The organism is Candidatus Oscillochloris fontis (assembly GCF_004138135.1).
Taxonomy (GTDB): domain Bacteria; phylum Chloroflexota; class Chloroflexia; order Chloroflexales; family Chloroflexaceae; genus Oscillochloris; species Oscillochloris fontis.
On record NZ_RYFD01000017.1, the window covers coordinates 33,281 to 56,859 of the forward strand.

General features: G+C 59.2%; 18 protein-coding genes. 11 read left to right on the forward strand and 7 right to left on the reverse strand.

Features of this window, described 5'->3' with window-relative positions:
- The first annotated feature begins 90 nt into the window (after positions 1–90).
- On the forward strand, positions 91–1,278 hold the full coding sequence (locus tag EKD03_RS08575) for a hypothetical protein (RefSeq protein WP_129629590.1): 1,188 nt from the start codon (positions 91–93) through the stop codon (positions 1,276–1,278).
- A gap of 136 nt (positions 1,279–1,414) precedes the next feature.
- Here the strand turns inward: EKD03_RS08575 and EKD03_RS08580 are convergent, their stop codons facing one another.
- On the reverse strand, positions 1,415–2,095 hold the full coding sequence (locus EKD03_RS08580; RefSeq protein ID WP_129629592.1) for a Crp/Fnr family transcriptional regulator: 681 nt from the start codon (positions 2,093–2,095) through the stop codon (positions 1,415–1,417).
- A gap of 342 nt (positions 2,096–2,437) precedes the next feature.
- Between EKD03_RS08580 and EKD03_RS08585 the strand changes: the two genes are divergently transcribed.
- From EKD03_RS08585 to EKD03_RS08610, 6 genes are all read left to right on the forward strand, one after another.
- Positions 2,438–4,249: an efflux RND transporter periplasmic adaptor subunit gene (locus tag EKD03_RS08585; RefSeq protein ID WP_129629594.1), complete on the forward strand. Its 1,812-nt coding sequence runs from the start codon at positions 2,438–2,440 to the stop codon at positions 4,247–4,249.
- Complete coding sequence (locus EKD03_RS08590; protein ID WP_129629596.1) at positions 4,246–4,992, forward strand: ABC transporter ATP-binding protein; 747 nt, start codon at positions 4,246–4,248, stop codon at positions 4,990–4,992. The genes EKD03_RS08585 and EKD03_RS08590 overlap by 4 nt, the downstream gene beginning before the upstream one ends.
- Positions 4,993–5,116: 124 nt before the next feature.
- The gene (locus EKD03_RS08595) at positions 5,117–6,370 is read left to right on the forward strand and encodes an ABC transporter permease (RefSeq protein WP_129629598.1); all 1,254 of its coding nucleotides are present in this window, start codon (positions 5,117–5,119) and stop codon (positions 6,368–6,370) included.
- 233 nt (positions 6,371–6,603) lie between these two features.
- Entirely contained in the window at positions 6,604–7,869 is a 1,266-nt protein-coding gene (locus EKD03_RS08600) for an ABC transporter permease (RefSeq protein ID WP_129629600.1), read from the forward strand.
- Positions 7,870–7,971: 102 nt separating this feature from the next.
- On the forward strand, positions 7,972–9,717 hold the full coding sequence (locus tag EKD03_RS08605) for a DUF3352 domain-containing protein (RefSeq protein ID WP_129629602.1): 1,746 nt from the start codon (positions 7,972–7,974) through the stop codon (positions 9,715–9,717).
- Positions 9,718–9,965: 248 nt separating this feature from the next.
- Entirely contained in the window at positions 9,966–10,193 is a 228-nt protein-coding gene (locus tag EKD03_RS08610; protein WP_129629604.1) for a type II toxin-antitoxin system prevent-host-death family antitoxin, read from the forward strand.
- A gap of 191 nt (positions 10,194–10,384) precedes the next feature.
- Here the strand turns inward: EKD03_RS08610 and EKD03_RS08615 are convergent, their stop codons facing one another.
- Together EKD03_RS08615 and EKD03_RS08620 are read right to left on the reverse strand one after the other, a co-directional pair.
- Entirely contained in the window at positions 10,385–11,404 is a 1,020-nt protein-coding gene (locus EKD03_RS08615) for a class I SAM-dependent methyltransferase (protein ID WP_238613447.1), read from the reverse strand.
- 247 nt (positions 11,405–11,651) lie between these two features.
- Positions 11,652–12,710 carry an L-threonylcarbamoyladenylate synthase gene (locus EKD03_RS08620; protein ID WP_129629606.1) on the reverse strand — a complete coding sequence of 353 codons (1,059 nt, stop codon included), beginning with the start codon at positions 12,708–12,710 and terminating at the stop codon, positions 11,652–11,654.
- Positions 12,711–12,941: 231 nt separating this feature from the next.
- On the opposite strand from EKD03_RS08620, the gene EKD03_RS08625 reads away from it, so the two are divergent.
- From EKD03_RS08625 to EKD03_RS08640, 4 genes are read left to right on the forward strand one after another with little or no spacing between them, the layout of a single operon-like run.
- A complete protein-coding gene (locus tag EKD03_RS08625) occupies positions 12,942–14,762 on the forward strand; it encodes a bifunctional metallophosphatase/5'-nucleotidase (RefSeq protein ID WP_129629608.1) in 1,821 nt (606 codons plus the stop codon).
- 41 nt (positions 14,763–14,803) lie between these two features.
- Positions 14,804–15,529, forward strand: a complete 726-nt coding sequence (locus EKD03_RS08630; RefSeq protein WP_129629610.1) for a PhnD/SsuA/transferrin family substrate-binding protein — start codon at positions 14,804–14,806, stop codon at positions 15,527–15,529.
- Positions 15,530–15,588: 59 nt separating this feature from the next.
- The gene (gene sfsA / locus EKD03_RS08635; protein WP_420808794.1) at positions 15,589–16,323 is read left to right on the forward strand and encodes a DNA/RNA nuclease SfsA; all 735 of its coding nucleotides are present in this window, start codon (positions 15,589–15,591) and stop codon (positions 16,321–16,323) included.
- 21 nt (positions 16,324–16,344) lie between these two features.
- Positions 16,345–19,068, forward strand: coding sequence for a winged helix-turn-helix domain-containing protein (locus tag EKD03_RS08640; protein WP_129629614.1), 2,724 nt, complete (start codon positions 16,345–16,347; stop codon positions 19,066–19,068).
- Between the two features lie 137 nt (positions 19,069–19,205).
- On the opposite strand, the gene EKD03_RS08645 is transcribed toward EKD03_RS08640, so the two are convergent.
- From EKD03_RS08645 to EKD03_RS08660, 4 genes are all read right to left on the reverse strand, one after another.
- Complete coding sequence (locus EKD03_RS08645) at positions 19,206–19,466, reverse strand: type II toxin-antitoxin system Phd/YefM family antitoxin (protein ID WP_129629616.1); 261 nt, start codon at positions 19,464–19,466, stop codon at positions 19,206–19,208.
- 485 nt (positions 19,467–19,951) lie between these two features.
- Positions 19,952–20,695 carry a hypothetical protein gene (locus EKD03_RS08650; RefSeq protein WP_129629618.1) on the reverse strand — a complete coding sequence of 248 codons (744 nt, stop codon included), beginning with the start codon at positions 20,693–20,695 and terminating at the stop codon, positions 19,952–19,954.
- A 36-nt stretch (positions 20,696–20,731) separates the two neighbouring features.
- Positions 20,732–22,360, reverse strand: a complete 1,629-nt coding sequence (locus EKD03_RS08655; RefSeq protein WP_129629620.1) for a VWA domain-containing protein — start codon at positions 22,358–22,360, stop codon at positions 20,732–20,734.
- Positions 22,361–22,371: 11 nt separating this feature from the next.
- Entirely contained in the window at positions 22,372–23,448 is a 1,077-nt protein-coding gene (locus EKD03_RS08660) for a type 2 periplasmic-binding domain-containing protein (RefSeq protein ID WP_129629622.1), read from the reverse strand.
- Positions 23,449–23,579 lie beyond the last annotated feature (131 nt).

Genomic DNA, 23,579 nt, shown 5'->3' on the forward strand with positions numbered 1-23,579 from the left:
GTCATCTGCGTCATCTGCGTCATCTGTGGACATATCATCGGGTAAAATCCTTAGTAGCGGCGTAGCGACCCCAACAAAGGATCACCCACAATGAGTGAGTATCAATACTACGAATTCCAGACGGTAGATCGCCTTCTCAGTAGCACGCAGATGGCAGAGATCCGTAAACTCTCTAGCCGCGTGGTACTCAGTTCGAGTCGGGCAGCCTTCAACTACTCCTATGGTAGTTTTCGTAGCGATCCCATGGATGTACTTGATGAGTATTTCGATATCCTACTCTATATCGCCAATTGGGGTTCAAAGCAACTGGCTATGCGCTTCCCCAAGGCGGCCATCGAAGCCGCGCAGATTCAACCGTACCTGCTCGGCGACGAAGAGAGCTATGTCGGCGATCTCCTGACCACATCCGATCATCTGATCCTCAATCTGGAAATCCGCGAGGAGGGGGGCTATGGCTGGATCGAAGGCGAAGGGTTGCTCGATCCGCTCATACCCCTGCGTGATGCCATGCTGCGGGGTGATATGCGTATGCTCTACCTCTTCTGGTTGTGCTGTGCAGCAAATCAGGCAGGATACCAGGATGATGATGAATATGAAGAGGATGAGGGTGCTGCTACATATGAAGATGAGAATGCAGATGCTGATTCCCTGCTTGAACCACCTGTGCCAGCGGGGTTGAAGCAGCTTGACGCGGCACTCAATGCGTTTGTTGAGTTCTTTGCGATAGACCGCGATCTAATCGCCGCAGCGGCTGAAGCTAGTCCCAATCTCGCTACAACCAACGACAATGAGCCGCTCGAAGATTGGGTAGGTCTGCTCCCCGAAGCCGAGCGTAACGCCTTGCTGCTGCGCGTGGCTCGCGGTGAGAGCCGCGTTGGCATTGAGCTACTGCGCCGACTGCGCGAGGTTGGTGGGGTCAACAAGCCCACAGTCTCGACTGCGCCGCGCCGTATGTTTCGGGAACTCCAGGCGGCTGCGCAACAGCAGCAGCAACTGCGTATCAAACTTCAGCAGGAGGCTATCGAGAAGGCGCGACTGGCGCGGCTTGCCGATCTCGCCCAGCGCGAGGAGGCGATCTGGGCAAATATCGTCGCATTGTTGGCGAAACGTACCGCGAGTGGCTACGATCAGGGTGTGGCGCTGCTGATCGAACTGCGCGAACTCGCCGTGCATCAGGGGCAGCAGGCAGCCTTCACTGCGCGGCTGCGCAGAGTGACAACACCCTACGCGGGTTCAGCCGCCTTTCAGCGCCGCCTCATGGAGAATCGGTTGGTGTAGGGGCGCATCGTGTTATCCGCAGATGACGCAGATTGCGCAGATTGTTTTTTATTTTACCCTAAAAAATCTGCGTAATCTGCGTAATCTGCGGACATATCATCGGGTGCGTAATCTGCGGACACTAAACCGGACACGCTCACCCCTCAGCAATCTCACTCAACCGGGGCAGATCGCAGAGCGTCACCCGCTCGCGGCCACTGCGGATGATCCCGCTGCTCTCCCAGACGCTCAGGGTGCGGCTAACGGTGTAGAGCGTCGTGCCAGTCAGCTCGGCCAGATCCTGGCGCGCCAGCGGCAGCGCAATCGTCACATCATCCCCATCGGGGCGACCCGATTGGGTGACGAGACGCAGCAGCGCTCGCGCAAGGCGGCGCTCCACCCGCTCGGTGGCGAGTTCGCGGTAACGATCCTGTAACTCGACAAAGCGCCCAGAGACCATGCGCAAGGCGCGTAGCGCCAGCATCGGGTGGGCTTCAAAGAGGCGTAGGAGCGTGTGGTGTTCCCACGCCAACGCCTGACAATCCTGGGTGGCTTGCAGATCGAGCGGATAGACTGCGCCCTGGATGGCGGAGATGATGCCGATCTCAATCGGTGGCCCGATCAGGCCCATAATGATCTGCCGCCCCTCTGGGCTGATCTGGCTGAGCCGCGCATTACCCGCTGCAAGCACGTAGAAGTGGCTGGCTGGTTCACCCTGGCGGAAGATGAAGTCCCCAGTGGGTACGCGCCGTAGTTGGGCCGCTGCCGAAGCAGCCGTGAGCGTCTGATCGGGGAGATCGGCGAAGTATTGACAGCGCCGCAAGAGGTCGGTATGCATGTGTATGATCCATATAGGTAGGTGTTCGGTATTATAGCGCGAAATCGCACAAAGAACGAGTCACGTAACTGTTCACACTTGGGGTAAAAGAAACCTTTTGTTGACGCAAAGGTTTTGTTGAAGGCTTTGCGCCTTTGCGTCAAAACCGGAATGCGAGGGGAAGTGTGAATAGTTACGAGTCACACATGCTTACCGCCCGGTCATACCCCGGTAACATCCTCCTTAAGGCGGATCTTCTATGATATACAGTATGTTGATGCAACCCAAATCGGCCCTGATTCGTCGCATAGGGCGAGTCGTGCATCCTCATACGGGATGATGGTATAGAACGGAGTATTGGCGATGGCAAGCGCCGAAACGAAGCGTAAACAGAGACGCAATGGACGCCGCCTGATCTTCATTATTGGCGGGGTTCTGCTGGTAGTGGGGGCGTGTGCGGCTGGGTTCTTCTTGTTGAGTCCCAAACCGCCAGTGGCGGGGACGCTGCCAGAAGGCTGGCAGACGGTGGAGGTGGCGAGTGGGACGATTGCCTCGACGGTAAGTGCAACGGGGAATATTGAGCCGGCAGCCGAGGCCCAACTGCGCTTTAGTCAGAATGGGACAATTAGTGAGATTTTGGTCAAGCCGGGCGATGTGGTGGCGAAGGATGCGCCATTGGCACGGGTAGATAGTGTCAGCCTGCAACTGAGCCTCGATCAGGCGCATGCCGATCTGCGCCAAGCTCAGGCCGAGTATGAGGATCTGCTCGCCGGAGCCAACGAGTCGGATCTGGCTGAAGCCCGCGCCCGTCTGGCGCAGGCCCGCAGCCAGTATCAGCAAACGGTGAGTAGTGTGAGTAGTGCCGATATTGCCGCCGCCCGCGCCGATCTGGCCAGTGCCCAGGCGCGCCTCGACCGGCTGATGGCCGGGCCAGCCAGTGATGAACTGGACGCCGCGAATGAGCAGGTGCAGCGTGCCCAGAGTGCGCTCGATCAGGGGCGGGTGAACCTGGCTGCCACCAAAGAGCGTGCCCGTATTGATCTGGAGACCCGCGCTAATGCACTGCGTAACGCACAGGACGAGTATAGCCGGATCTATTGGGAGAACCGCGAACTCGAACAACAGCCGCGTGAACTGGCCCAGGATCGTAAGGATCTGGAGACCCAGGCCATGCGCAGCGTCAAGGATGCTGAGGCGGCCTTGCAGTCGGCGCAGGTAGCCTACGATCAGGCGGTGCGCGATGAGATTAACACTAACCGCACCAATGAGGCCAGCCTTCAGAGTGCGATCAGTAGCCGCGATAAGCTCTTGGCCGGGGCCAAGACGGAAGAACTGGCCGATGCGCGGGCGGCAGTGCAGCGCGCCCAGGCCCAACTCGATCAACTGATCGGGGCCAACCGCAATAGTACGCTGGCCGCCAGTCAGTCGAGCATCAGCATTGCGCAGGCCAGCCTGGAGAAACTGACCGCCGATCCGAGCCAGGCGAACCTGACAACTCGTGAGACGGCGGTGCTGCGAGCCGAGATTGCCGTTAAGCAGGCGCAACGCAATCTCGATCTGGCAACGCTGAGTGCGCCCTTTGCGGCGACGGTGGCGAGTGTGGATATGAATATCGGTGAGACGGCTGATGCCTCTTCAACGATTGCGATTGTTGATCTGCGCAGCTTCCATATTGATGTGCCGATTGATGAACTCGACATCGCCGAGATTCAGATCGGTCAGCGCGTGCGGATCACCCTCGATGCGCTACCCGGCAGCGAAATTGGCGGCACCATCAGTGCGATTGCCCCCCAAGCCACCCGCAGTGACCAGGGCACCACCACGTATGCCGTCACGGTTGATCTGGATGCCGACAGCACGGGGGTACGCCCCGGCATGACCGCTGTGGTGGCGATTGTCACCAGCGAGAAGAACGATGCGCTGCTGGTGCCCCGGCGCGCCGTGCGTAGCGAGAACGGTCAGAGCTATGTGCTGGTCTTCGATCCGACGGGGCAGCCCAAGGCGGTGGTGAGTGGCGGCACGGCCAGCTTCGAGCCAGCCAGCATTCGCCGTGATGTGACGCTGGGCCTGAGCAATAGCGAGGTCGTCGAGATTCTGAGTGGCCTGAGTGCGGGTGAAGCCGTGCTGCTCCAGGATGTAGTCAGCACCTTTAACCCGATGGGGCAAGGGCGATGAGCGATCTGATTGTAGTCCGCGATCTGGCCAAGGTCTACCGTATGGGCGATGTCGAGGTTCACGCCCTACGCGGGGTCTCACTCACCATCCACGAGGGTGAGATGGTAGCGATTATGGGGCCATCGGGCAGTGGCAAGAGTACGCTGATGAATATCATCGGCTGCCTCGATCAGCCGAGTAACGGCAGCTACCTGCTCGATGGTGTGGATGTCGGTGATCTCGATGACAACGAGTTGGCCGCCATCCGCAACGAGAAGATCGGTTTCGTCTTTCAACAATACATGTTGCTCCAGCGCACCAGTGCGCTGCGCAATGTAGAACTGCCCATGCTCTATGGAGGCAATCGCGGCAGCCGCCACGAACGGGCCAAAGCGGCGCTCGAAGCCGTGGGAATGGGTTCGCGGATGCACCACAAACCCAACGAGCTTTCGGGCGGCCAGCAGCAGCGCGTCGCGATTGCGCGTGCACTGGTGAACAACCCGCGCATCATCATGGCCGACGAACCGACTGGGGCGCTCGACACGCGCACCGGCGAGGAGATCATGAGTATCTTCCAACGCCTGAATAGCGAACAGGGCATCACCGTCATCCTCGTCACCCACGAGCATGACGTGGCCCAGCATGCCCAGCGCATCATCAGCGTGCGTGACGGGGTGGTGGCCGCAGATGATCCGGTGGTAGATCGTACCATTGTGGTGGGCAGTGAGGCTGCCACAACTCTAGCCGACGCTAACGGTTCGTAGTTCTCCTAGCATCAAGGATTTGACGCAAAGACGCGAAGGCGCAAAGCCTATACCAAAACCTTCGCGCCTTCGCGTGAGCCTAAAGTCTTTTACCCCAAGTGTGAACAGGTACAGTAGACGAGCCATGAACATCATCGAATCTTTCCGTATCTCCTTCCAAGCCCTGTTGACCAACAAACTGCGGGCGGCGCTGACCATGCTCGGCATCGTCATCGGGGTCGGCGCGGTGATCGGGATGCTGGCGCTTGGGAATGGGTTCCAGGGCTTTTTGAACAGCCAGTTTGACCAACTCGGCATCGGGACGGTCTATGTGGCTCCGTTTATTGACACCAACCGGATTGATGTCCTCCAGACGGCCAGCCTGACCAGTGCTGATGCGCGGGCGATCATGCAACCGGGGCGCTCGCCCTCGGTGCAGGCGGTTTCAATTGAGTGGAGCGACAATGTACAGGTGTTGGCCAACGGACAGCGCGGCACCTACTCGGTACGCGCCCTGAGTCCCTCCTTCTTTGCGATTAGCCCGCAGGATCTCGCCACTGGACGAATACTCAACGCTGCCGACGAGGAGGCCCGCGCACGGGTGGCGGTGATCGGGCGCAGTGTGGCCGAGACCATGTACGGAGGGTTGGAGGTCGCCTTTGGCCAACGCATCGGCCTCAATGGCGTACAGTTTGAGATCGTCGGGGTGCTCGCCAACCCACCCGGCCAGGTCAGTGTTGGCAGCGATCCCGCCGAAGCGATCTTTATCCCCTACGAGACCGGGATCACGCGACTCTTCCGCAACCAGACCAGCGATCTAATCAATGTCTCGTTCATGACGGTCAAGGCGGTGGATCGCGACCAGATTGACGCGGCGGTGCGCGAAATTACCGACGTGCTTCGCGAACAGCACCGCCTCACCTACCAGGAGAACGACTTCACGATCATCAACCCGGAGCAGTTTGCGCAACAGGCCAGCGCGGTGATCGGAGCCTTCAATGCCTTTCTGGGCATCGTGGCCGGGATCTCGCTCCTGGTGGGCGGCATCGGGATTATGAACATCATGCTGGTGAGTGTCACCGAGCGCACCAAGGAGATCGGGCTGCGCAAGGCGGTCGGGGCGCGCCGCAGCGACATCCTGATGCAATTCTTGATCGAGGCGGTCGTGCTCTGCCTAATCGGCAGCGTGATCGGAATTTTACTTGGCTATGGCTTCTCACTGATCGGCACCTGGGTGCTGGTCAATCTCTTCCAGGCCGAAGGGGCGCAGGCCACCGTACAACTGAGTAACGTCCTGCTGGCCAGCGGCATCGCGGCTGGCATCGGCATCGCCTTCGGCTTCTTCCCGGCCCTGACGGCGGCGCGGCTCAACCCAATTGAGGCGCTGCGCACTGAGTAGCAACTGTTCACCGTTCTCCTCGCCTCCCGGTTTTGACGCAAAGACGCCAAGGCGCAAAGCATTCAAGATAGCCCCCAATCAAAACCTTTGCGTCTTTGCGCCTTTGCGTCAACATAAAGCTAACAACTGTGCATCCCGGTTTTGACGCAAAGACGCCAAGGCGCAAAGCATTCAAGATAGCCCCCAATCAAAACCTTTGCGCCTTTGCGTCAACATAAAGCTGAGGTACGCTTATGTCCTTCCTCGAAGCCTTTCGGGTGGCTTGGCAAGCCATGCTCACCCACAAACTGCGCGCATTCCTCACTATGCTCGGCATCATCATCGGGGTGGGCGCGGTAGTGGGGATGCTCGCCATTGGCGACGGCTACCAACTCTTTATTGAACGCGAGTTTAATAAGATCGGGGTTGGTGTCTTTTATGTCAACCCGACTGTAGACAGCCGCAACACGGACGAAACCCTGCGCCCGCAGCTACGCTCTGATGATGTGGCCGCGATCATGCGACCGGGGGCAGCCCCGGCGGTGGAGTTCGTGGCGCTCGAACTGAACCGCAGCGGCACGGTGAGTGCAGGCGGGCCGCGCTACCTCTTCGGCATTAAAGGCGTGACTCCCAACTTCTTCCAGATCGGCGACACCGCGTTGGGCGATGGGCGCTACTTCACCGATGCCGAAGATCTGGCGAATGCCCGCGTGGCGGTGATTGGCGATGGCGTGGCCACAACCCTGTTTGGCGACATCTACCAAGCGGTGGGCGAGCGCATCAGCCTGAACGGGGTGCAGTTCGAGATCATCGGAGTGAGTACGACCAAACAGAGCGGCCTCGCCGGCGCACTCGGACGCTTCTCTAGCCCCAGCGAACAGGTCTATGTCCCCTACCTTACCGCCCGCGACCGGCTCTTCCGCAACAACGTCACCACACGGGTGGATGTATCGAGCATGACCGTCAAAGCGCGCAGCGTCCCAGAGATAGACGAAGCCATCCGGCAAGTCACCGAGATCTTGCGCCAGGAGCATCGGCTCACCTACCAAGCCAACGACTTCCGGGTGAACAACCCGCAGCAAGCCTCGGAGCAGTTCAAGCAGATCACGGCAGGCTTCAGCGCATTCCTGGGTACCATCGGCGGGATCTCGTTGTTGGTGGGCGGAATCGGGATCATGAACATCATGCTGGTGAGTGTGGCACAACGCACCAAGGAGATCGGGCTACGCAAGGCGGTGGGGGCCAAGCGACGCGACATCATGTGGCAATTCTTGATCGAGGCGGTCGTGCTCTGCCTTGCGGGTGGGGTTCTCGGCATAGGTTTGGGCTACCTCTTCTCCTTCGGCGGCAGCTACATCCTCTACACCCTCTCCGACGATCCGACGGTCAAGGCGAGCGTCTCGCTCAGTTCGATCATCCTGGCCACATCCATTTCGGCGGGGATCGGGATCTTCTTTGGCCTCTTCCCGGCGATGCGGGCAGCCCGGCTCGATCCGATCAAGGCATTGCGTAACGAGTAGCGGCGCAAGATATTGCACCGCTACTCTGCCACCTTTTTGGCCAGAAACACGTACAATAAGGAGGCATACCTGATGCCAAATCTATGCTAGGAGGAGCATGAGATGGATCTCCCACCAGTAAGCCCGCTTCCATCCGACACGCCCAAACCGAAAAATATGCTATTCCTGATCGGAGGTGGGTTGCTCGCCCTCCTCCTGATCGCCGTCGGAGCCACCGCGCTGGTCTTGCAACTCACCGGAAATCGCTCGAACAGTATCCCGCAACTGGTCGCTGGCGACACCCAGGTCTACGCTGCAATTACTCCTAATTTGAACGATCTGCCCAACATTGATCGCCTGCGCCAAGCCTTCCCGGAGTTGATGGACTACCAGAATGAAGCAGCCTTCAACGAAAATATGAAGGAGGAGTGGGGCGTCACCTTCAAGGATGACATTGCGCCCTGGATTGGGACCGAGGTTGGCATCGCGATTAGTGGTATACCGATTGACCAAATCCTCAACTTTGAAGCCCTGAGCATGGGTGAGACACCCGATGTGCAACAGGATATCAAGGCGGTCATCCTGATAGCAGCCCGCGATGAGAAGGCCGCCCAGGCATTCCTCGACAAGCTGCGCCAGTTTCGCGAGGGCAAGGGTGAGCAGTTCACCAGTACTGAGGTCGGTGGCATCACCATCTATACCCAAGCGAGCGATGACACCCCTGGTGCCGCGTTCGCCCTCGTGCGCGGTCATGTGATCTTTGCCAGTAATACCGATCTGATCAGCGCGGTCATCAGCCGTGATCCAAGTGGCAAAGAGACCCTCGCCGCCAACCCGCGCTTCCAGCAGGTGCTGGCCGCGCTCTCACCGGATCGCATCGGCTTCATCTTCGTGAATGGCCAGCCAATAGCCGATGGTATCATGGCCAATAGCGAGCAACTGGTCGCTGACATGCCGGAGGCAAGTGCCAATCAACTCCTCGATCAGCTTGAGAGTATGAAGGCGCTGCAAGGGGTTGGGTTCTCGATCAGCGTCTTGGCCGATGGTGTCGCCTTTGATGCGTTGAGCGTCTTTGACCCCAACGGACTGAGCCAGGCCACCCGCGATCAACTCAAAGATGCCACCACGCCCGTCAGCGCCGACCGTGTTGCGAACGTGAGTGGTGACGCCCTCGTCGCCATCAGCTTCCGCATCCCGCCCACCTACGCGGAACAGATCCGTCAGGCCATTGAGGGTGACCCCGATATTGCCGATCAGGTGGCAATGTACGAGGAAGAGTTGGGCCTCGATCTCAACCGCGATCTGCTCGACTGGTTCCAGGGTGAAGGTTCGATTGTGCTGCTCCCAGGCGAAGATCTGATGGGGATGCCCTCGCCGGTGACCGGCTACTTCGCGATCAAGCCGAGTGATCGTGCGGCGGCTGAGGAAGGCATGAACCGCATCATCGAGGCGGTTGATACGATGAGTGGCGGCGAGCTGGGCCTGACCGATGCGGAGATTGGCGGGGTTAGTTGGAGCGCCTTCAGCCCGCAGGGTGAGACCATCGGCGGCTACGGTTTTGTCGGCGATGATCTGGTGATCGCGTTTGGCGAGCGGGCACTGGAATCTGCCGCTGCCCCGACAAGCACGCTGAGTAGCAATACGGCCTATCAGACCAGTGCAAAGGCGCTGCCCAACCCGCATGGCGGAATGATCTTCGTCAATCTGCCTGAGGTCATCGCAGTAGCCGAAGAGTTCGGCGGGATCAGTGATCCTGAGACAACGGATCGTCTCGCGCCGTTCAAGGCAATTACCGCCGGTGGTGTACCGGGAATGAACGATAAGGGTGTCGCCTTCGGGCGGCTCTTCTTGGCCATCTCGGCGCCCTAGTTGATCAGGGCATGTGCAAAGTCCTTGGGGCTGTGCCCCAAACCTCAATTTTTGGTGTGTTTTGGCGGCTTCGCTGCCAAAACACACCAAAAAAGTTCTTCGGGGGCGGCTTCGCCGCCCCCGAACCCCCACCGGAGGTGACTTTGCACATGCCCTGACTACAGATTAAAAGATGATGTTTCATCCCTATAATTTGTGCTATCATTAAGTCGGTGTTACACATTGCCTAGTCGGAGCGAGGTTCTTCTATGAAGCCCGTCGATCTGGAGCATGGTGTGGTGCCGATCTCCCGTGCTGCCTCCGCTCTTGCCGCGCTGATCAAGCGCTCCCGTTCCAATCAGCAGCCGATCGTCATCACTCAAAAGGGCTATCCGAGTGGGGTGCTGTTGGGAATTGAAATCTACACCGAGCTGATCCAGTATGTAACGAAGGAGTCACTGGATCTCAGCATGATTGAAGAATCAACGGATGAGTAGTAGTGGCGCATCGGGATGCGCCCCATACCCCTCAAGCTAAGGGGATTTCTGCTTGGGGCTACGCCCCAAATCCATAGTTTTGATGGTGCGGTTGGCCGCTTTGCGGCCAACCGCACCATCAAAACACTCTTTTTCGTGGATCCCCGCTACAGGCGTAGCTTGAGTTCTATAGGGCGCATCACGATGCGCCCCTATACCTTGTGCGTAACCTCTAAAACCGCGATCTTCGTGGCATGATTAAAGGGCGTGGGGTCGCGAAGTGGTGGGTTCATGCGCGTAGTGGGGTAGCCAGTACAATCAGCGGGGACATCAATACGTTCGAGCAGACGCACATGGCCATCCTGGCAAAGTGTATCGAGCATGGCAAGGTACTCCTCACCACTCAGAAAGATCGCGTTATTGATCGCCACAAGCCGCCCACCACTACGTAACAGCGGGCGGAGTTTGTTGATCAGGCGCGTATAGTTCCCGGCCAGATCGACCACCCCACGGCCAGTTGCCGAAAAAATCGGCGGATCGAGGATAACCCAATCAAAGCGCTCATCCGCCCGTTTCAGACGATTCACGACGACCCAGAAATCACCGCTGAGAAAATCTGCACGCTGCACTGGCAAGCCATTGAGGCTGTAGGAATCCTTGGCTAGATTGAGGAAGCGGCGGTTGAGATCGAGTTGCACCACTCGCCGCGCCCCACCAGCGAGTGCGGCCACCCCCAAACTGCCGGTGTAGGCGAAGGTGTTGAGCAGAGTCTGGCCGCATGCTTCCCGCTGAAGCAACCCACGTAAACCACGGGTGTCCAGGTAGAAGCTGGCATCACGGTTCATCGTCAGATCGACCGCGTACCAGATACCATACTCGCGGATGCGCCGAGTAGCCCGTTCACCCCACACCAACCGCCCGGCCTGTCCTTCTGGGGTCGCGGCATGGCGAATCTTCACCACAACCGCCGTCACCCAAGGCAAACGCGCCCGGAGCCATGCAATCGCCGTAGCAACAAGCGGCTCACCCGTCGCAGGCGGATCGGCATAGTTATGAATCACCGCCGTGGTAGCGTAGATATCGAGCACCAGTTCCGGGCAGCCCTCGACAAACCCGGCAAAGAGCCGCCACGCGGTCTGATGCGGGGCGTCTATCAGATCGGCCCGCGCAGCCAGCGCCAGATCGAGACGTTCAGCGAGCAACGCTATAGTATATTTCTGTCCGTCGCACATACCGCTTCGCACTGCTCCTAGTATTCATGTCTTGACGCCAAGACGCAAAGCCTTCAATAGCATAATCAAGCACAACCTTTGCGTCAAAAAAAGGCTACACTGTAACTGTTCACACTTGGGGTAAAAGAAATCTCGTATTGACGCAAAGGCGCAAGGACGCAAAGGTTTTGTTGCAGGCTTTGCGCCTTGGCGTCTTTGCGTCAAAACCGGAATGCTAGGAGAAGTGTGAACTCTTACGCTACACTGGTCAGAAGACAACCCCTTCACTCCCATCGTGAACCGTTGCAGCCGCGCGCGTGAGGCGATCCCGGATGGCGCGGGCGATTCCAGCCTCTCCCACATCACGGGCGAGAATCAGATCGGGTTGGCGCGCATCGAGGGCACGCAGAGCGGCATAGAGGCGTGCCGCAATCGCCAGTGGATCACTCGCGGGGCCGAGCGGTTCAATATCTACCGCCAGATCCGCAAACAGCGCCACGTCCTCATCGGGGATGAGCAACCCCACCCGGCGACCCGCAGCCATCTGGGTGCGCGCAGCCTGCTGGAGCCACGCCTGGCACGCGGTGTCCGGGCCGATACAGAGGTGGAGGGCGTTGTCGGGGGCATAGTGGCGATCCAGTAAGCCAGGCGCAACTTGGCCGCCAGTGGGGGCCGCCCGACCGCCCACCGCGACCTCACCCAACAGATCACGCAAGGTCTCCAGACTCACCCCGCCTGGGCGTAGCAGTGTCGGGATTGGCCCGCTTAAATCGAGAACGGTCGACTCGACCCCCAGTGTGGCCGGGCCACCATCCAAGACCATCGCGATCCGCCCGTGCAGATCGGCCAGGACGTGCGCAGCGCTGGTGGGGCTGGTATGGCCAAAACGGTTCGCACTCGGCGCAGCCACGGGCGTGCCAGCCGCCGCGATCAACGCCCGCGCCACCGGGTGCGCCGGGATACGCACCGCCACCGTCTCACGCCCCGCAGTAACACCGTAGGGCACAGCGGGGCCACGCGGGAGCACCAGCGTGAGCGGGCCAGGCCAACAGTGGGCTGCGAGGTGATCAACAACTGCGGGGTAGCCCTTAGTAACCCGTGGCAGATCGGAGAGTTGGGCCAAGTGAACAATCAGCGGATCTTCGGCGGGGCGGCCCTTGGCGGTAAAGATGCGCGCCACCGCATCAGGGTTGAGCGCGTCGGCCCCTACGCCATAGACCGTCTCGGTTGGAAAGGCCACGAGGCCACCAGCGGCGAGGATGGTCGCGGCCTCCTGAATACTGGCGGCATCAGCCGGGAGAGTACGAGTCGGTATCATGGGGCGCATTATAGCCCATTGTGCACTATTGTCGTCTATAATGAACCTGGTAGGGGCGAAGCAGCGCCCTCCAACTCAGTTTGTGTTCTCCAGACTACACGGAGGGCGCTGCTTCGCCCCTACTAGGTTTCTTGCGCTTTTATCGCGGCTGATATACCATACCTCGTACCTGATATCACGATCTCACACGGTTCAGACGGATGCTCATTGAAGAGAAGACAGAGCAGAGGAGAGAGCCCGATGGAGAAGATCTCACGGCGGCAGTTCTTGAAACGGAGCCTGAGCCTTGGTGCCGGTGCGCTTCTGATGATCTACAGCGACGGTAGCTATCGTGTTGCGTTGGCCCAAGCGCCAGCAGCCCTGCGCATGCGTGTGCTGCACACCAATGATCACCATGCCCGGATTGAGCCGGTGATGAATGGGAGTACCCCACAGCATGGTGGCGTGGCGCGCCGAAAGACCCTGATAGACCAGGTGCGTTCGAGTGAGGCTTTGCCCATGCTTCTGGTGGACGCCGGTGATGTCTTCCAGGGGACGCTCTTCTTCAACCAGTACAATGGAATGGCCGATCTGGAGTTCTATAACGCCATGGGCTACGAGGCCATGACGATCGGCAACCATGAGTTTGACCGTGGTACGACGCTTCTGGCCGACTTTATCAAGCGTGCAACCTTCCCCGTCCTGAGTGCGAATATCCGTGTCCCCGCAGGTTCAGTCCTCGATGGGCTCTATAAGCCACATATCATTCTGGAAAAGGGCGGTAAGAAGATCGGCATCTTCGGACTCACCCCAGAAGATACCGGCGAACTTGCGAACACGGGATCTGAAGTGCAGTTTACCTCGGCGATTGTAGCCGCCAAGGAGCAGGTAGCCGCCCTCCAGGCTGCGGGGGTCTTTACGATTATTGCGCTGACTCACGTTGGGATTGACGTGGATCGCCAGATTGCGCGTGAAGTCACAGGGATCAGCCTGATTATCGGCGGGCACTCGCACACCCCGATGGGGCCGATGAGCAGCAGTGGCAACCCGCCCTACCCCGAACTGATCGCCGCACCCGACGGTAAGCCAGTGGTGATCGTCACCGATTGGGAGTGGGGGCGTTGGCTCGGTGATCTGACGCTGGCCTTCAACCAAGACGGCACGATTGTAGATGTGCAGGGCCATCCAACCGAGGTAGTACCTTCGATTGAGGCCGATCCCAGCTTTGAAGAGCGCATTCAGGTGCTGGCCGAACCGCTAAATCAGTTGCGAGCTACGGTTATTGGATCGAGTAGCGTTGATCTCGATGGGGCGCGCACCAATGTGCGTACCCGTGAGACCAATCTGGGCAATCTGATCGCCGATGCGATGCTGATCAAGACCCGCAACCGAGGAGGACAACTCGCCATCACCAATGGCGGTGGCATTCGAGCCTCGATTCCGGCGGGTGCGATCAGCATGGGGCAGGTTCTTGAGGTGTTGCCCTTCGGCAATACCCTGGCCACGGTTGATCTGAGCGGGGCGCACGTGTGGGCCGCGCTGGAGAACGGGGTGAGTCAAGTCGAAAGTGGTGCCGGACGCTTCCCGCAGATTGCCGGGTTCAGTTTCACCTATAACCCAGCGCTACCTGTTGGGAGCCGGGTCACCAGTGTTACGTATGCCGGGGCACCCATGGATAGCAACGCCTACTTCCGTGTAGTTACGAATGACTTTATGCTTGGAGGAGGTGACGGCTATACCACCTTCGCTCAGGGCAGTAACCAACTCAACACCGGGCTGATCCTGGCCGATGTGGTCCAAGAGTATATCAGCACGAACTCGCCGATTAATGCCATCGCTGAGGGCCGGATCAGTGTTGGGCTTGCCGTTGGCAGCCCCGCACCTAACGTAACCCCCACACCACCACCGGCCAGTGGGACACCACTACCCATCCCGGCGACCCTCCCCAACACCAGCGCGGGTATGGTGCAGCCGCTTGGCCTACTGGCAAGCCTGGGGGCGAGTGCGTTGGCAGGTGGATGGGCATTGCGCCGCCGAACCCGAATTGAGCAACCGAATGATGCGGCTGTTGAGGTCGAATAACATTCTAACCCTGCATCTCATGTCTAGCAAAGGAGTCTGACATGGCCAACATCAAGTTCATGGTTTGCCCCCACGACACCGTTCGTAATCCTGATGGTTGGTATCGGCTCGTCCAGTTCCTCACCTCGCACTATGAACTGAGTCTGCACTTCGAGATGAGCCTCGATTTTAGCGAGTTCCGCGAGGCGATGATGAATGCCGACCTCGTCTATGCCAACCCAACTGATGCGATCAACTTGATCGATCAGCATGGCATGAAGCCGTTGATGCGTCCGGCTGATACCTACGATGAGGCGTTGATTGTCACCGGGCCAGATGGCGACCTACCCGACGTCAGTGCGATCAATGGGGCGATGGTTGCCAGTGTGGAGAATCTACTGCCCACCCGAATAGGGCTGAAGTGTATGGAGGGGAAAGGCATTAAGCCCGCCGGCATCCTCCACCGCGACTCGTGGCTGAGTGTGGTGCGCAGCGTGTGGAATGGCGAGGCTCCGTTTGGGATCGTCTACCGCGATGCCTACGAAGAGCTTTCGCAACAAGGCCGCGATATGGTACGAATCTTGGGCGAGACCGAAGAGCGTTCGGCGTTCCATATGTTCGTCGCCCGCCCGGTGCTGCACCAGGATCTAGCGACACTCCTACCCTCGCTCACCGAGATGCACAACGATCCTGATGGTGCTTCAATCCTGAAGGAGATCAGCATCCCCGCATGGGCGATAGTCTCTGATGATGCACTGGCAAAGATGCGAGCGTTGGTCAATGGTTGATGCCTCATGATGTGTTGGTGGTTTTGATGGCAATACCACCAAAACCACCAAATAATGCTATGTCGATTCGAGTTCCACTGATCGCCTCTGGTTCGCTGGTCGAGGCAACCTTTGTTGCCCGTACCAGCCAGCAGGTGATCGAAGCACAGATCAATGGCAAATATGTGCGGGCACATATGGCTGATCGGGGGCGGATCAATGACCTGCTCGTGCCCCAAGCACGCCTGTTACTTGCTCCCCGTGATGAGATCGGACGCAAGACGGTCTTCCAGGTCGTTGGGATTTACGAAGGGGATGATCTCGTCTCGTTGGATACCCACATGCCACACCGGCTGATCGCACGCGCCTTGGCAAGTGGGGCGTTGCCACAATTTGCACGCTATACCAAGGTGCAGCGTGAGGTAATGGTAGGTGAGCATCGCTTTGATTTCCGCCTCGGTGAAGGGCTGAGCACCTGTTACCTAGAGGTGAAGGCAGTGAATCTGGTGAGCCAGCGCGTTGCGCGCTACCCCGATGCACCCACCGAGGTTGGACGACGGCAACTCGAACAGTTTGCGATGATCGCCCGTAATGGGCAGCGCTGCGCGATGGTCTTTATCATTCAACGCCAACGTGCGCGGAGCCTCGTTCCCAATGATGAGGTTGATCCCGCCTTTGGCCGCGCCCTACGCTTCGCACTGGCGAATGGGGTCGAGATCTATGCCTATCTCTGCCCATTAACTACTGAAGGGATGGAATTGGGTCCAGCCGTCCCGGTCTTTTCGACTATCGAATCGGTACCCCGCGATTTGTAGCGTATCGGCTCCCAATGCCATATGACGATTCCGCTCATTGCCACTAAACTGCACCCGCCGCCCCTCTTTGCGAGTTGCATTGAGCGCCCGAATCTGCTTGCCCGCCTTGCTAACACCAAGACCCGCATCATCCTCATTGTGGCTCCACCCGGCTTCGGTAAGACGACGCTCGCTACCAGTTGGCTGCGCGATCATCCCCCTGGTTCTACCTTCGCGTGGCTCTCGCTCGATCCCCGCGATAATGATCCGACACGCTTCTGGGGCGCACTGCTCGCCGCCCTTGCCCGTACCTTCCCTGGCTTCGCCGATCATGCCCGCTCGATGCTCGCCTCGCCCCAACCGGCTGCGCTTGATGTGGTGATCGCGGCGCTGGTAGAAGAACTGGCCGATCTCGCCAACCCATGTCTGCTGGTGCTCGACGACTATCACGTCATCGAGACTCCCGCGATCCACGCCCATCTAGCGACCCTCATTGAACATCTGCCACCCAGCATCCGGCTGCTCATTCTGAGCCGCAGTGAACCGCCGTTGCCCCTCGCACGCCTGCGGCTCCACGGCCACCTGACCGAGTTGCATGCCAACGACCTGCGCTTCTCCGCCGCTGAGGTTCACGCCTTTCTGCAATCGCATGGCCTAAATCTGCCCGCCGAGGATGTCGCCGCACTCAGCGAACGCAGTGAGGGCTGGCCGGGTGCGCTGCAACTCGCGGTGCTCTCGCTGCGCTCCGGTGAAGCGGCCCACCACCTGATGCGCGCCTTTGGGGGCAGCCATCGCCATCTGGTTGATTACCTCGCCGAAGAGGTGCTGGCGCGTCAATCTGCCGAATATCGCCACTTCCTCCTCGCAACATGCTTGGTTGATGCACTGTGTAGCGACCTATGTGCGGCGTTGCTGCCCGATCTGCAACGTCCGGCAGCCGACATTCTCCAAGCCATTGAACGTGCCGGCCTCTTCCTCCAACCTCTCGATCAGGAGCGGCGTTGGTACCGCTACCACGCCCTGTTTGCCGAGTTCCTGCGTGAACGGCTCCTGCACGATGATCCCGCGTATGCCCAACACTTGCACCAGTGCGCCGCCGATTGGTATGCACGGGCCGCCATGCCGGTCGAGGCGGTCAGCCACCTACTGGCCGCCAAAGCGTATGCGCAGGCGGCACGCCTGATTGAGCAAGAAGGGCGTCTGCTACTGCTCCGCAGTGAAGTCGCGACTGTCCTCGGTTGGCTCCGCGCACTGCCCAGCGATCTCGCCCATTCCCGCCCCGGTCTCTGTCTGATCGAAGCCTGGGCACTAGCGGTCTCTGGACAGTTTGATGCGGTTGACATCCCACTGGCCCGCGTCAACCAGATGGTAGAGGCCGCCGATCCCGACACGCCCACCCACCTGAGCGCCCCCTTCACCCCGCGCAACCTGCGCAGCGAGGTGTTAGCGGTACGTGCCACGGTGGCCGGGTTGCGCCGCGACACCGCCCAGACGGTGGCGCTGGCGCAAGCCGCACTGGCCGAAATCCCCGACGATAGCGTGATTGTACGCAGCGTGGTGGCGCTGATGTTGGGGAGTGCCGCCTACCTGCGCGGCGACATGGCGGCGGCGGAGGCGGCATTGAACGAAGCGGCGCGGACAGGACAAGCGGCCAACCTGCTGATCATCACGATCTTCGCGTTGCGCCAACTGGGGGAACTAGCGGCGCGGATCGGCCAACTCCACCGCGCTGCACGCACCTACCAGGAGGCGTTGGAACATGGAGCGCGGCTCTACCCGGCTAGTGAGCAGCAAACTGAGCGCCCGGTGCCGGTAGCAGGCACCGCCTATATTGGCCTAGCCCAACTCCACTATGAGTGGAACGACCTGGACGCTGCCGAACGGCTCTTGGCCGATGGGTTACGGCTAGGGCGGCAAGGGGCGAATGTTGAGATCCTGCTGATGGGGCCGATCTGTCTGGCGCGGGTGCAGATGGCACGCGGCACCCCCGAAGCCGCCCGCAGCACCATGGCCGAGGCGCTGGCCTTCGCCCGCACCACCGGCGTGCCGCGCCTCGCCAACTGGCTAGGGGCCGAACAGGCACGTCTGGCACTCATGCGGGGTGATCTGGCCGAGGCGAGTGCCTGGGATCACGCCCGACGGCTCGCGGTTGATGATCCACTCAGTTATTTGGAGGAGCTTGATTACCTAGCCCTCGCGCACCTCCGGCTGGCGCAGGGCTACCCAGAGCCAGCCCGCCACCTACTGGGGCGGCTACGCAGCCTCGCCGAGATCCAGGGACGCCACAGTTCGCTGATCGAGATCGGTGCCCTAGAGAGCCTCGTCAGTGCGGCAAGTGGCGAGCAAGCCGCTGCGCGCACCCACCTCCTGCGCACATTACGCGCCAGCGCAGCCGAAGGCTACCTCCGCACCTTTGCTGATCTGGGCCAGCCGATGCGGGCGTTGCTCGACGACCTCCGCCTCAGTCTAGTCAACCTGCCCCCAGAACGCCCACTGATTGCGTATCTTGACCGTATCCTCGCCGCATGCCCGCCCGCCCCGCCGGTGGCAAGCAACCCCGTTCAGCTCATCGAGGCGCTCACCCCCCGCGAGCTAGAAGTACTCAACCTCGTGGCGGCGGGCCTCTCCAACCAGGAGATTGCCGAGCGGATGGTCGTGGGGGTCAGTACAGTTAAGAAACACATCAACAATATCTACGGCAAACTCGATGTCCTCAGCCGAACCCAGGCACTCAAAAAGGCGCGCGAGTTAGGGTTGCTAGAGTAGGGGCGAAGCATCGCCCTCCATAGAGCAGGGGAACTCGAACGAGTTTGGAGGGCGATGCTTCGCCCCTACGGGAGAGGGGGTGTTGGCGATTTTGTCGCCAACACCCCCTCAACAAAAGGTTCAGGAGCAGATCGACGTTAGTTCTCAACAACCTCTTCGAGAACCTCAACCTCATCATCATCAAAACCCTCGATCTGATCCGCCAACTTGCGTAGTGCACTAAAAAGCTCTACGTCAAGAATGACACCTGTCGGGTAGCCCTTCTGGGTGACAATGATTGGCTGGTGCTGCGCCCGCGAGCGCTTGATCAGTGCGGCGAGGGATGATGCGGCTTTAGAGATCGGAACAACGCCCTGCTTCAGATCGACATCCAACGTGTACTTCTTCTGTTCAGCCACGTGCGGCCTCCTTTAATTTGTGCGCCCAATTGCGCCAACAACGGTAACGTGATGTGGGAGGCGCCTCAGACTACGCTGCTGCGTCGCCCTGTAGAAACCCTTCCTCTATTTTATGTGATGTACGTAACAAAAAATAAAGAGCAGGGAGTCAAGTATAGCACAGGCACCCATTTTCCGATAGTCCAAAAAGGGATGTAGAATGTACGGATTTTGTAGGAACTGAGTGGGTTTGTCTCTATAGTAAGAGGCTACTCACTTTCACCTATTGACTATACTTGTAGCTGACCTATATTACCATTTTTTTACTAATTTGGCGAGTCGCACCATTCCTCCTTTCAAACCCAGCCAGCAACCAAAAAAGCATATGCAAACGAGGTAATCGTTTGCATACGCGATACAGTGGGGTGGCCATTTTTGGCCTATTGTGATCAAGATTCAGCTATTGTTTGGCGGTGCGCAATTTAGGGGCGCGTCGCGACGCGCCCCTAGATCCCCGTCATCGCACTATCCAGCATACGCTGGAAGGCACTCATATCGGCGCGCATATCACTGAGACGCTCGGCCACCTGGCCGCTCATTGAGCTTGCGGAGACCGCATCGGCGGTAAGGATGCGTACCATCTCGGCCAGTACGGTATCGAGGCTGGCATCAATATTGGCTAATTGGGCATTGATTCGCCCAATATAGGTTTGGAGGTCGGCGGCATGCTGTTGGCGTTTGAGCAGCGACGTGCGCACCTCCTGAAGTTGCTGGATGGTATAGGCGTCTTTGGTATTGGCGATCTGGATGTCGAGGTTGCTGACCTGATCCTGGAGTTGGCGTGGGTTGGAACTAGCGAGGTACTGCTCGATGATCTGACCCTTACTGGCCAAGTTGTGGGCTTCGAGCACCAACTCACGGCTTTGGAGGATCATTGGTTGCAGCGCTTTGCCAAGCGGTGCTGGAGCGCGTTCGAGAGTACGCTCAACCTCGCGCTGGGAGCGATCAATTTCATTGACGATGGTGCGAAAGGTGGGGCTGGTGAGCTTGGGGAGCGCCACCGCCCGTGGCGGTGGCCGCTGCGCCCGCGCACTCAGGTTGGGGTCGCGGGCAGCCAGTACAACCGCCGTGGCATACATCACCAACCCGACCGGCAAGAGCCACAGGCTGACGCTCAGGCCACTGATCAGCGCCACGACCAACACCGTGAGATTGAGTGGCCGGGTTGCGGCCAGGGTGAGGTTGTTCATAGGCGTGTTATTGAGCTTCCGGGAAGCTAGGGGTTCTCAGAAGTAGCGACTCAGGTTCTCAAAGATCTGGGCAATATCCCCGGTGTCCCCCACCACGACAATCGTGCGCGAGAACTCGGCAATCGCGTCGAGGATGCTGCGATCCGCGTCTGCACCGTAAGCCACCGGGAAGATGCTCACCCCGGTCTCATCAAAATGGCGTTGGAGTTCATCAATCGTGATCTTGCTGGCGTTATCCGCACCGTCCGAGAGCAGCACAATCGCCTTCATACGATCTTCGCCCGTAGACGGGAGCGCTTCGAGTGATTGACGCGCCAGATCAACCGCATCAAAGACGGCGGTCTTACCAGTGGCGGTCATCTCACTGATCGCAAGCTGCAACTGGATGCGGTTCTCACTCAGCGCCGCCGGGGCGACCACCTCAGTGGCAGTGCTAGAGAAGGTGATCAGCCCGACCCGATCATCGGGCAGAATCCGCATCAGGAAGCTCTCCAAACCGGCGCGGGTCATCTCTAGTTTATCGCCCTCCATCGAGCCAGAGATATCTACCACCAGGATGATATCGGCGCGCTTGCGGTTGATCGCCCAAGAGTTCTTCACCGCCACGATCACATCCGCCTTGGGCACCTCCAGGATGGTCTGCACGCCCTGGGGCTGTACGCCATAGGCGAGGCTAATCGGATCGGCCAGCGGGACACTCACATTGGCTGGGCGGAAGCCGTAGTTCATCGCGAGGCGCTGGCTCTCTTCGTTCAGCAGGAAGTCGTAGAAGAGCTTGGCCGCCTGCTGCTCCTCCGGGGTCGCCGTCGCCATCACGATGAAGGGGTTATCGTGCCAGAAGGTGCCCTCCTCCGGATAGATCGCCACCAGTGGCGTGGGCGGTGGATTGACCTTGTTGAAGTCAATCAGCGTGATCTCCTCCATGGGGAAGGCGGAGATGTAACTCATGCCGAACTTCTTCATGTTCTGACTGAAGACAAGGGTGTTGTAGCCGTAGTGCTTGATGCCCTGGCCCAAGTCGCGGATGAACTGCTCGGAGCTTTCGCTCTGCACATCGGCGGCGCTAAGCCCCTGCTGCTTGTTGGTAGCGGCATAGAACTCAGCGATCAGGGTACTGAGGGCCGTCGTACTGATCTCCGGGTCGGTATGGCCCCACGAGAAGCGGCCCCACTCAGGATGCCCATACGCACCCCAGCCTTCAGGGTTATTGATCAGATCGAGCATATCGCGCCACCCAATTGGCGTATTCGGCCAACCAAGTGCCTCGGCCATTGGTTGCCACATCCCGATCACTACCGGGGTCAGCACCATCGGCTCATTGGAGACCGCAATTCCCTGGTTACCCGTCTCCTGGCGCAACACCTCAAGCCAAGTACTCGCCGAGGGACTCCAGACGGTGACTTGGAGCGTACCGTTCCTGATCTCGGTGCGTGCCGCGCCCGAAGATTTGTTAACCCCCTCGACAAAGATCGGGCGGTCGCCAACGCGCTGGTTCTGAGCGTTAAAGACAGCGATGCGCTCAAGCAGCCAGGGTTCCTTCTCCGGGCTGTAGGCGATGCTGATGCGCAGGGCGTTGGCCGAGGGGCCACTGGTGTTGGTGTCGCCACATGCGGACAGCAGGCTTGTTACGATCACGATCAGGAGCAGAAATGAGATACGGCGCATAGGGAAGTCCTTTATTCAGCATTCCGCCACGCTGCAATGAGGGATTGGATCGTCTCTCCCGTGGGCGTTTCAACCTGAGGCAGCAGGTTCAGATTCAGCCCCTGGGCCGCATACCGATAGAAGGGACTCGCGACATCGTTCGGGTTGATGCGGGCCTGAAGATTGGCCGGGCGAAAGCCATACTCCTGCGCCGCGAGTTGTTGGATTTCGGGTGCATAGAGAAACTCGCGTACCTGCTCGGCGGCGCGCTGCTGATCACGAGTGATCCACGGGGCACTCAGAATAGCATACGGATGATCACTCAGGATCGTTTCAGGTAGGTAGAGTACCTGGAGTTGATTGCCATCCTTATCCGTCGTCTGAGTATTCAGCGCCTCTATCGCCAGATGTTCAGGTGTGGCGATCACGTTATACTGGCTCAGGAGCAGCATATTGGTCAGTAACTGGCTAGGATTAGAACTTGGATTGGAGATAGACGCAGCAAGTGAGGTAAAACACGTCTGCACATCCTCGGTGCAACCTACCGCCCGCAACACCAAGACTTGCTGGCCGCTATCGTTGCGGAGGGGATCGGTGATGCCCAAGCGCAGGGTACCATCATCAAGCAAAGGCTGGATCTGGTTCCAGAAATCATCGCTGAGTAATACCTCATTCAACAGGTTGGTGCGATCAGGATCATTCCACGTCAACAAGACCAACGGGCTAAGCAACATCGGCTGGGGCGTTAGGATGAAATAGGCCATCCGCTGGCGACGCGCCTGCTCGATCTGTAAGCGGCTGGCGGGCCAATAGACGGTCGGCTTGGCCGTCTCGAACATCTCGACAGTTGCATTGGCGACCAACTCGACCTGAATGGGATGCCCGCCGAGGCGCGGTTTCGTCGCCGCATAGCGCTGCACTGCCGCCTGGAGCCAGCGATCCTTCTCGCTACTATAGGCCACCCGCACCACCACCGGCGTCCCACCCGGCCCAATCGTCGGGATCTGCAAGGGTGCCCAACCGAGCGGGCCAAACCAGAGCGTTAGCCCGGTGATCAGAAGAACCAGCAGGAGGTAACTGGCAGAGAGCATCTGTGAGAGACGCAACATGGAAAACCTCGCCGTATTCCGCAATGGATTACAACACCCGTGAGGATTAAGGCTGCTCCTAGCATCCCGGTCTTGACGCAAAGACGCCAAGGCGCAAAGTCTTTAAGATAACTCCCTATCACAACCTTTGC

Excerpts from the sequence above, each read along its gene's own strand:
- EKD03_RS08575 (WP_129629590.1), top strand. The coding sequence starts at position 91 with ATGAGTGAGTATCAATACTACGAATTCCAGACGGTAGATCGCCTTCTC.
- EKD03_RS08580 (WP_129629592.1), bottom strand. The coding sequence starts at position 2,095 with ATGCATACCGACCTCTTGCGGCGCTGTCAATACTTCGCCGATCTCCCC.
- EKD03_RS08585 (WP_129629594.1), top strand. The coding sequence starts at position 2,438 with ATGGCAAGCGCCGAAACGAAGCGTAAACAGAGACGCAATGGACGCCGC.
- EKD03_RS08590 (WP_129629596.1), top strand. The coding sequence starts at position 4,246 with ATGAGCGATCTGATTGTAGTCCGCGATCTGGCCAAGGTCTACCGTATG.
- EKD03_RS08595 (WP_129629598.1), top strand. The coding sequence starts at position 5,117 with ATGAACATCATCGAATCTTTCCGTATCTCCTTCCAAGCCCTGTTGACC.
- EKD03_RS08600 (WP_129629600.1), top strand. The coding sequence starts at position 6,604 with ATGTCCTTCCTCGAAGCCTTTCGGGTGGCTTGGCAAGCCATGCTCACC.
- EKD03_RS08605 (WP_129629602.1), top strand. The coding sequence starts at position 7,972 with ATGGATCTCCCACCAGTAAGCCCGCTTCCATCCGACACGCCCAAACCG.
- EKD03_RS08610 (WP_129629604.1), top strand. The coding sequence starts at position 9,966 with ATGAAGCCCGTCGATCTGGAGCATGGTGTGGTGCCGATCTCCCGTGCT.
- EKD03_RS08615 (WP_238613447.1), bottom strand. The coding sequence starts at position 11,404 with ATGTGCGACGGACAGAAATATACTATAGCGTTGCTCGCTGAACGTCTC.
- EKD03_RS08620 (WP_129629606.1), bottom strand. The coding sequence starts at position 12,710 with ATGCGCCCCATGATACCGACTCGTACTCTCCCGGCTGATGCCGCCAGT.
- EKD03_RS08625 (WP_129629608.1), top strand. The coding sequence starts at position 12,942 with ATGGAGAAGATCTCACGGCGGCAGTTCTTGAAACGGAGCCTGAGCCTT.
- EKD03_RS08630 (WP_129629610.1), top strand. The coding sequence starts at position 14,804 with ATGGCCAACATCAAGTTCATGGTTTGCCCCCACGACACCGTTCGTAAT.
- sfsA (WP_420808794.1), top strand. The coding sequence starts at position 15,589 with ATGTCGATTCGAGTTCCACTGATCGCCTCTGGTTCGCTGGTCGAGGCA.
- EKD03_RS08640 (WP_129629614.1), top strand. The coding sequence starts at position 16,345 with ATGACGATTCCGCTCATTGCCACTAAACTGCACCCGCCGCCCCTCTTT.
- EKD03_RS08650 (WP_129629618.1), bottom strand. The coding sequence starts at position 20,695 with ATGAACAACCTCACCCTGGCCGCAACCCGGCCACTCAATCTCACGGTG.
- EKD03_RS08655 (WP_129629620.1), bottom strand. The coding sequence starts at position 22,360 with ATGCGCCGTATCTCATTTCTGCTCCTGATCGTGATCGTAACAAGCCTG.
- EKD03_RS08660 (WP_129629622.1), bottom strand. The coding sequence starts at position 23,448 with ATGTTGCGTCTCTCACAGATGCTCTCTGCCAGTTACCTCCTGCTGGTT.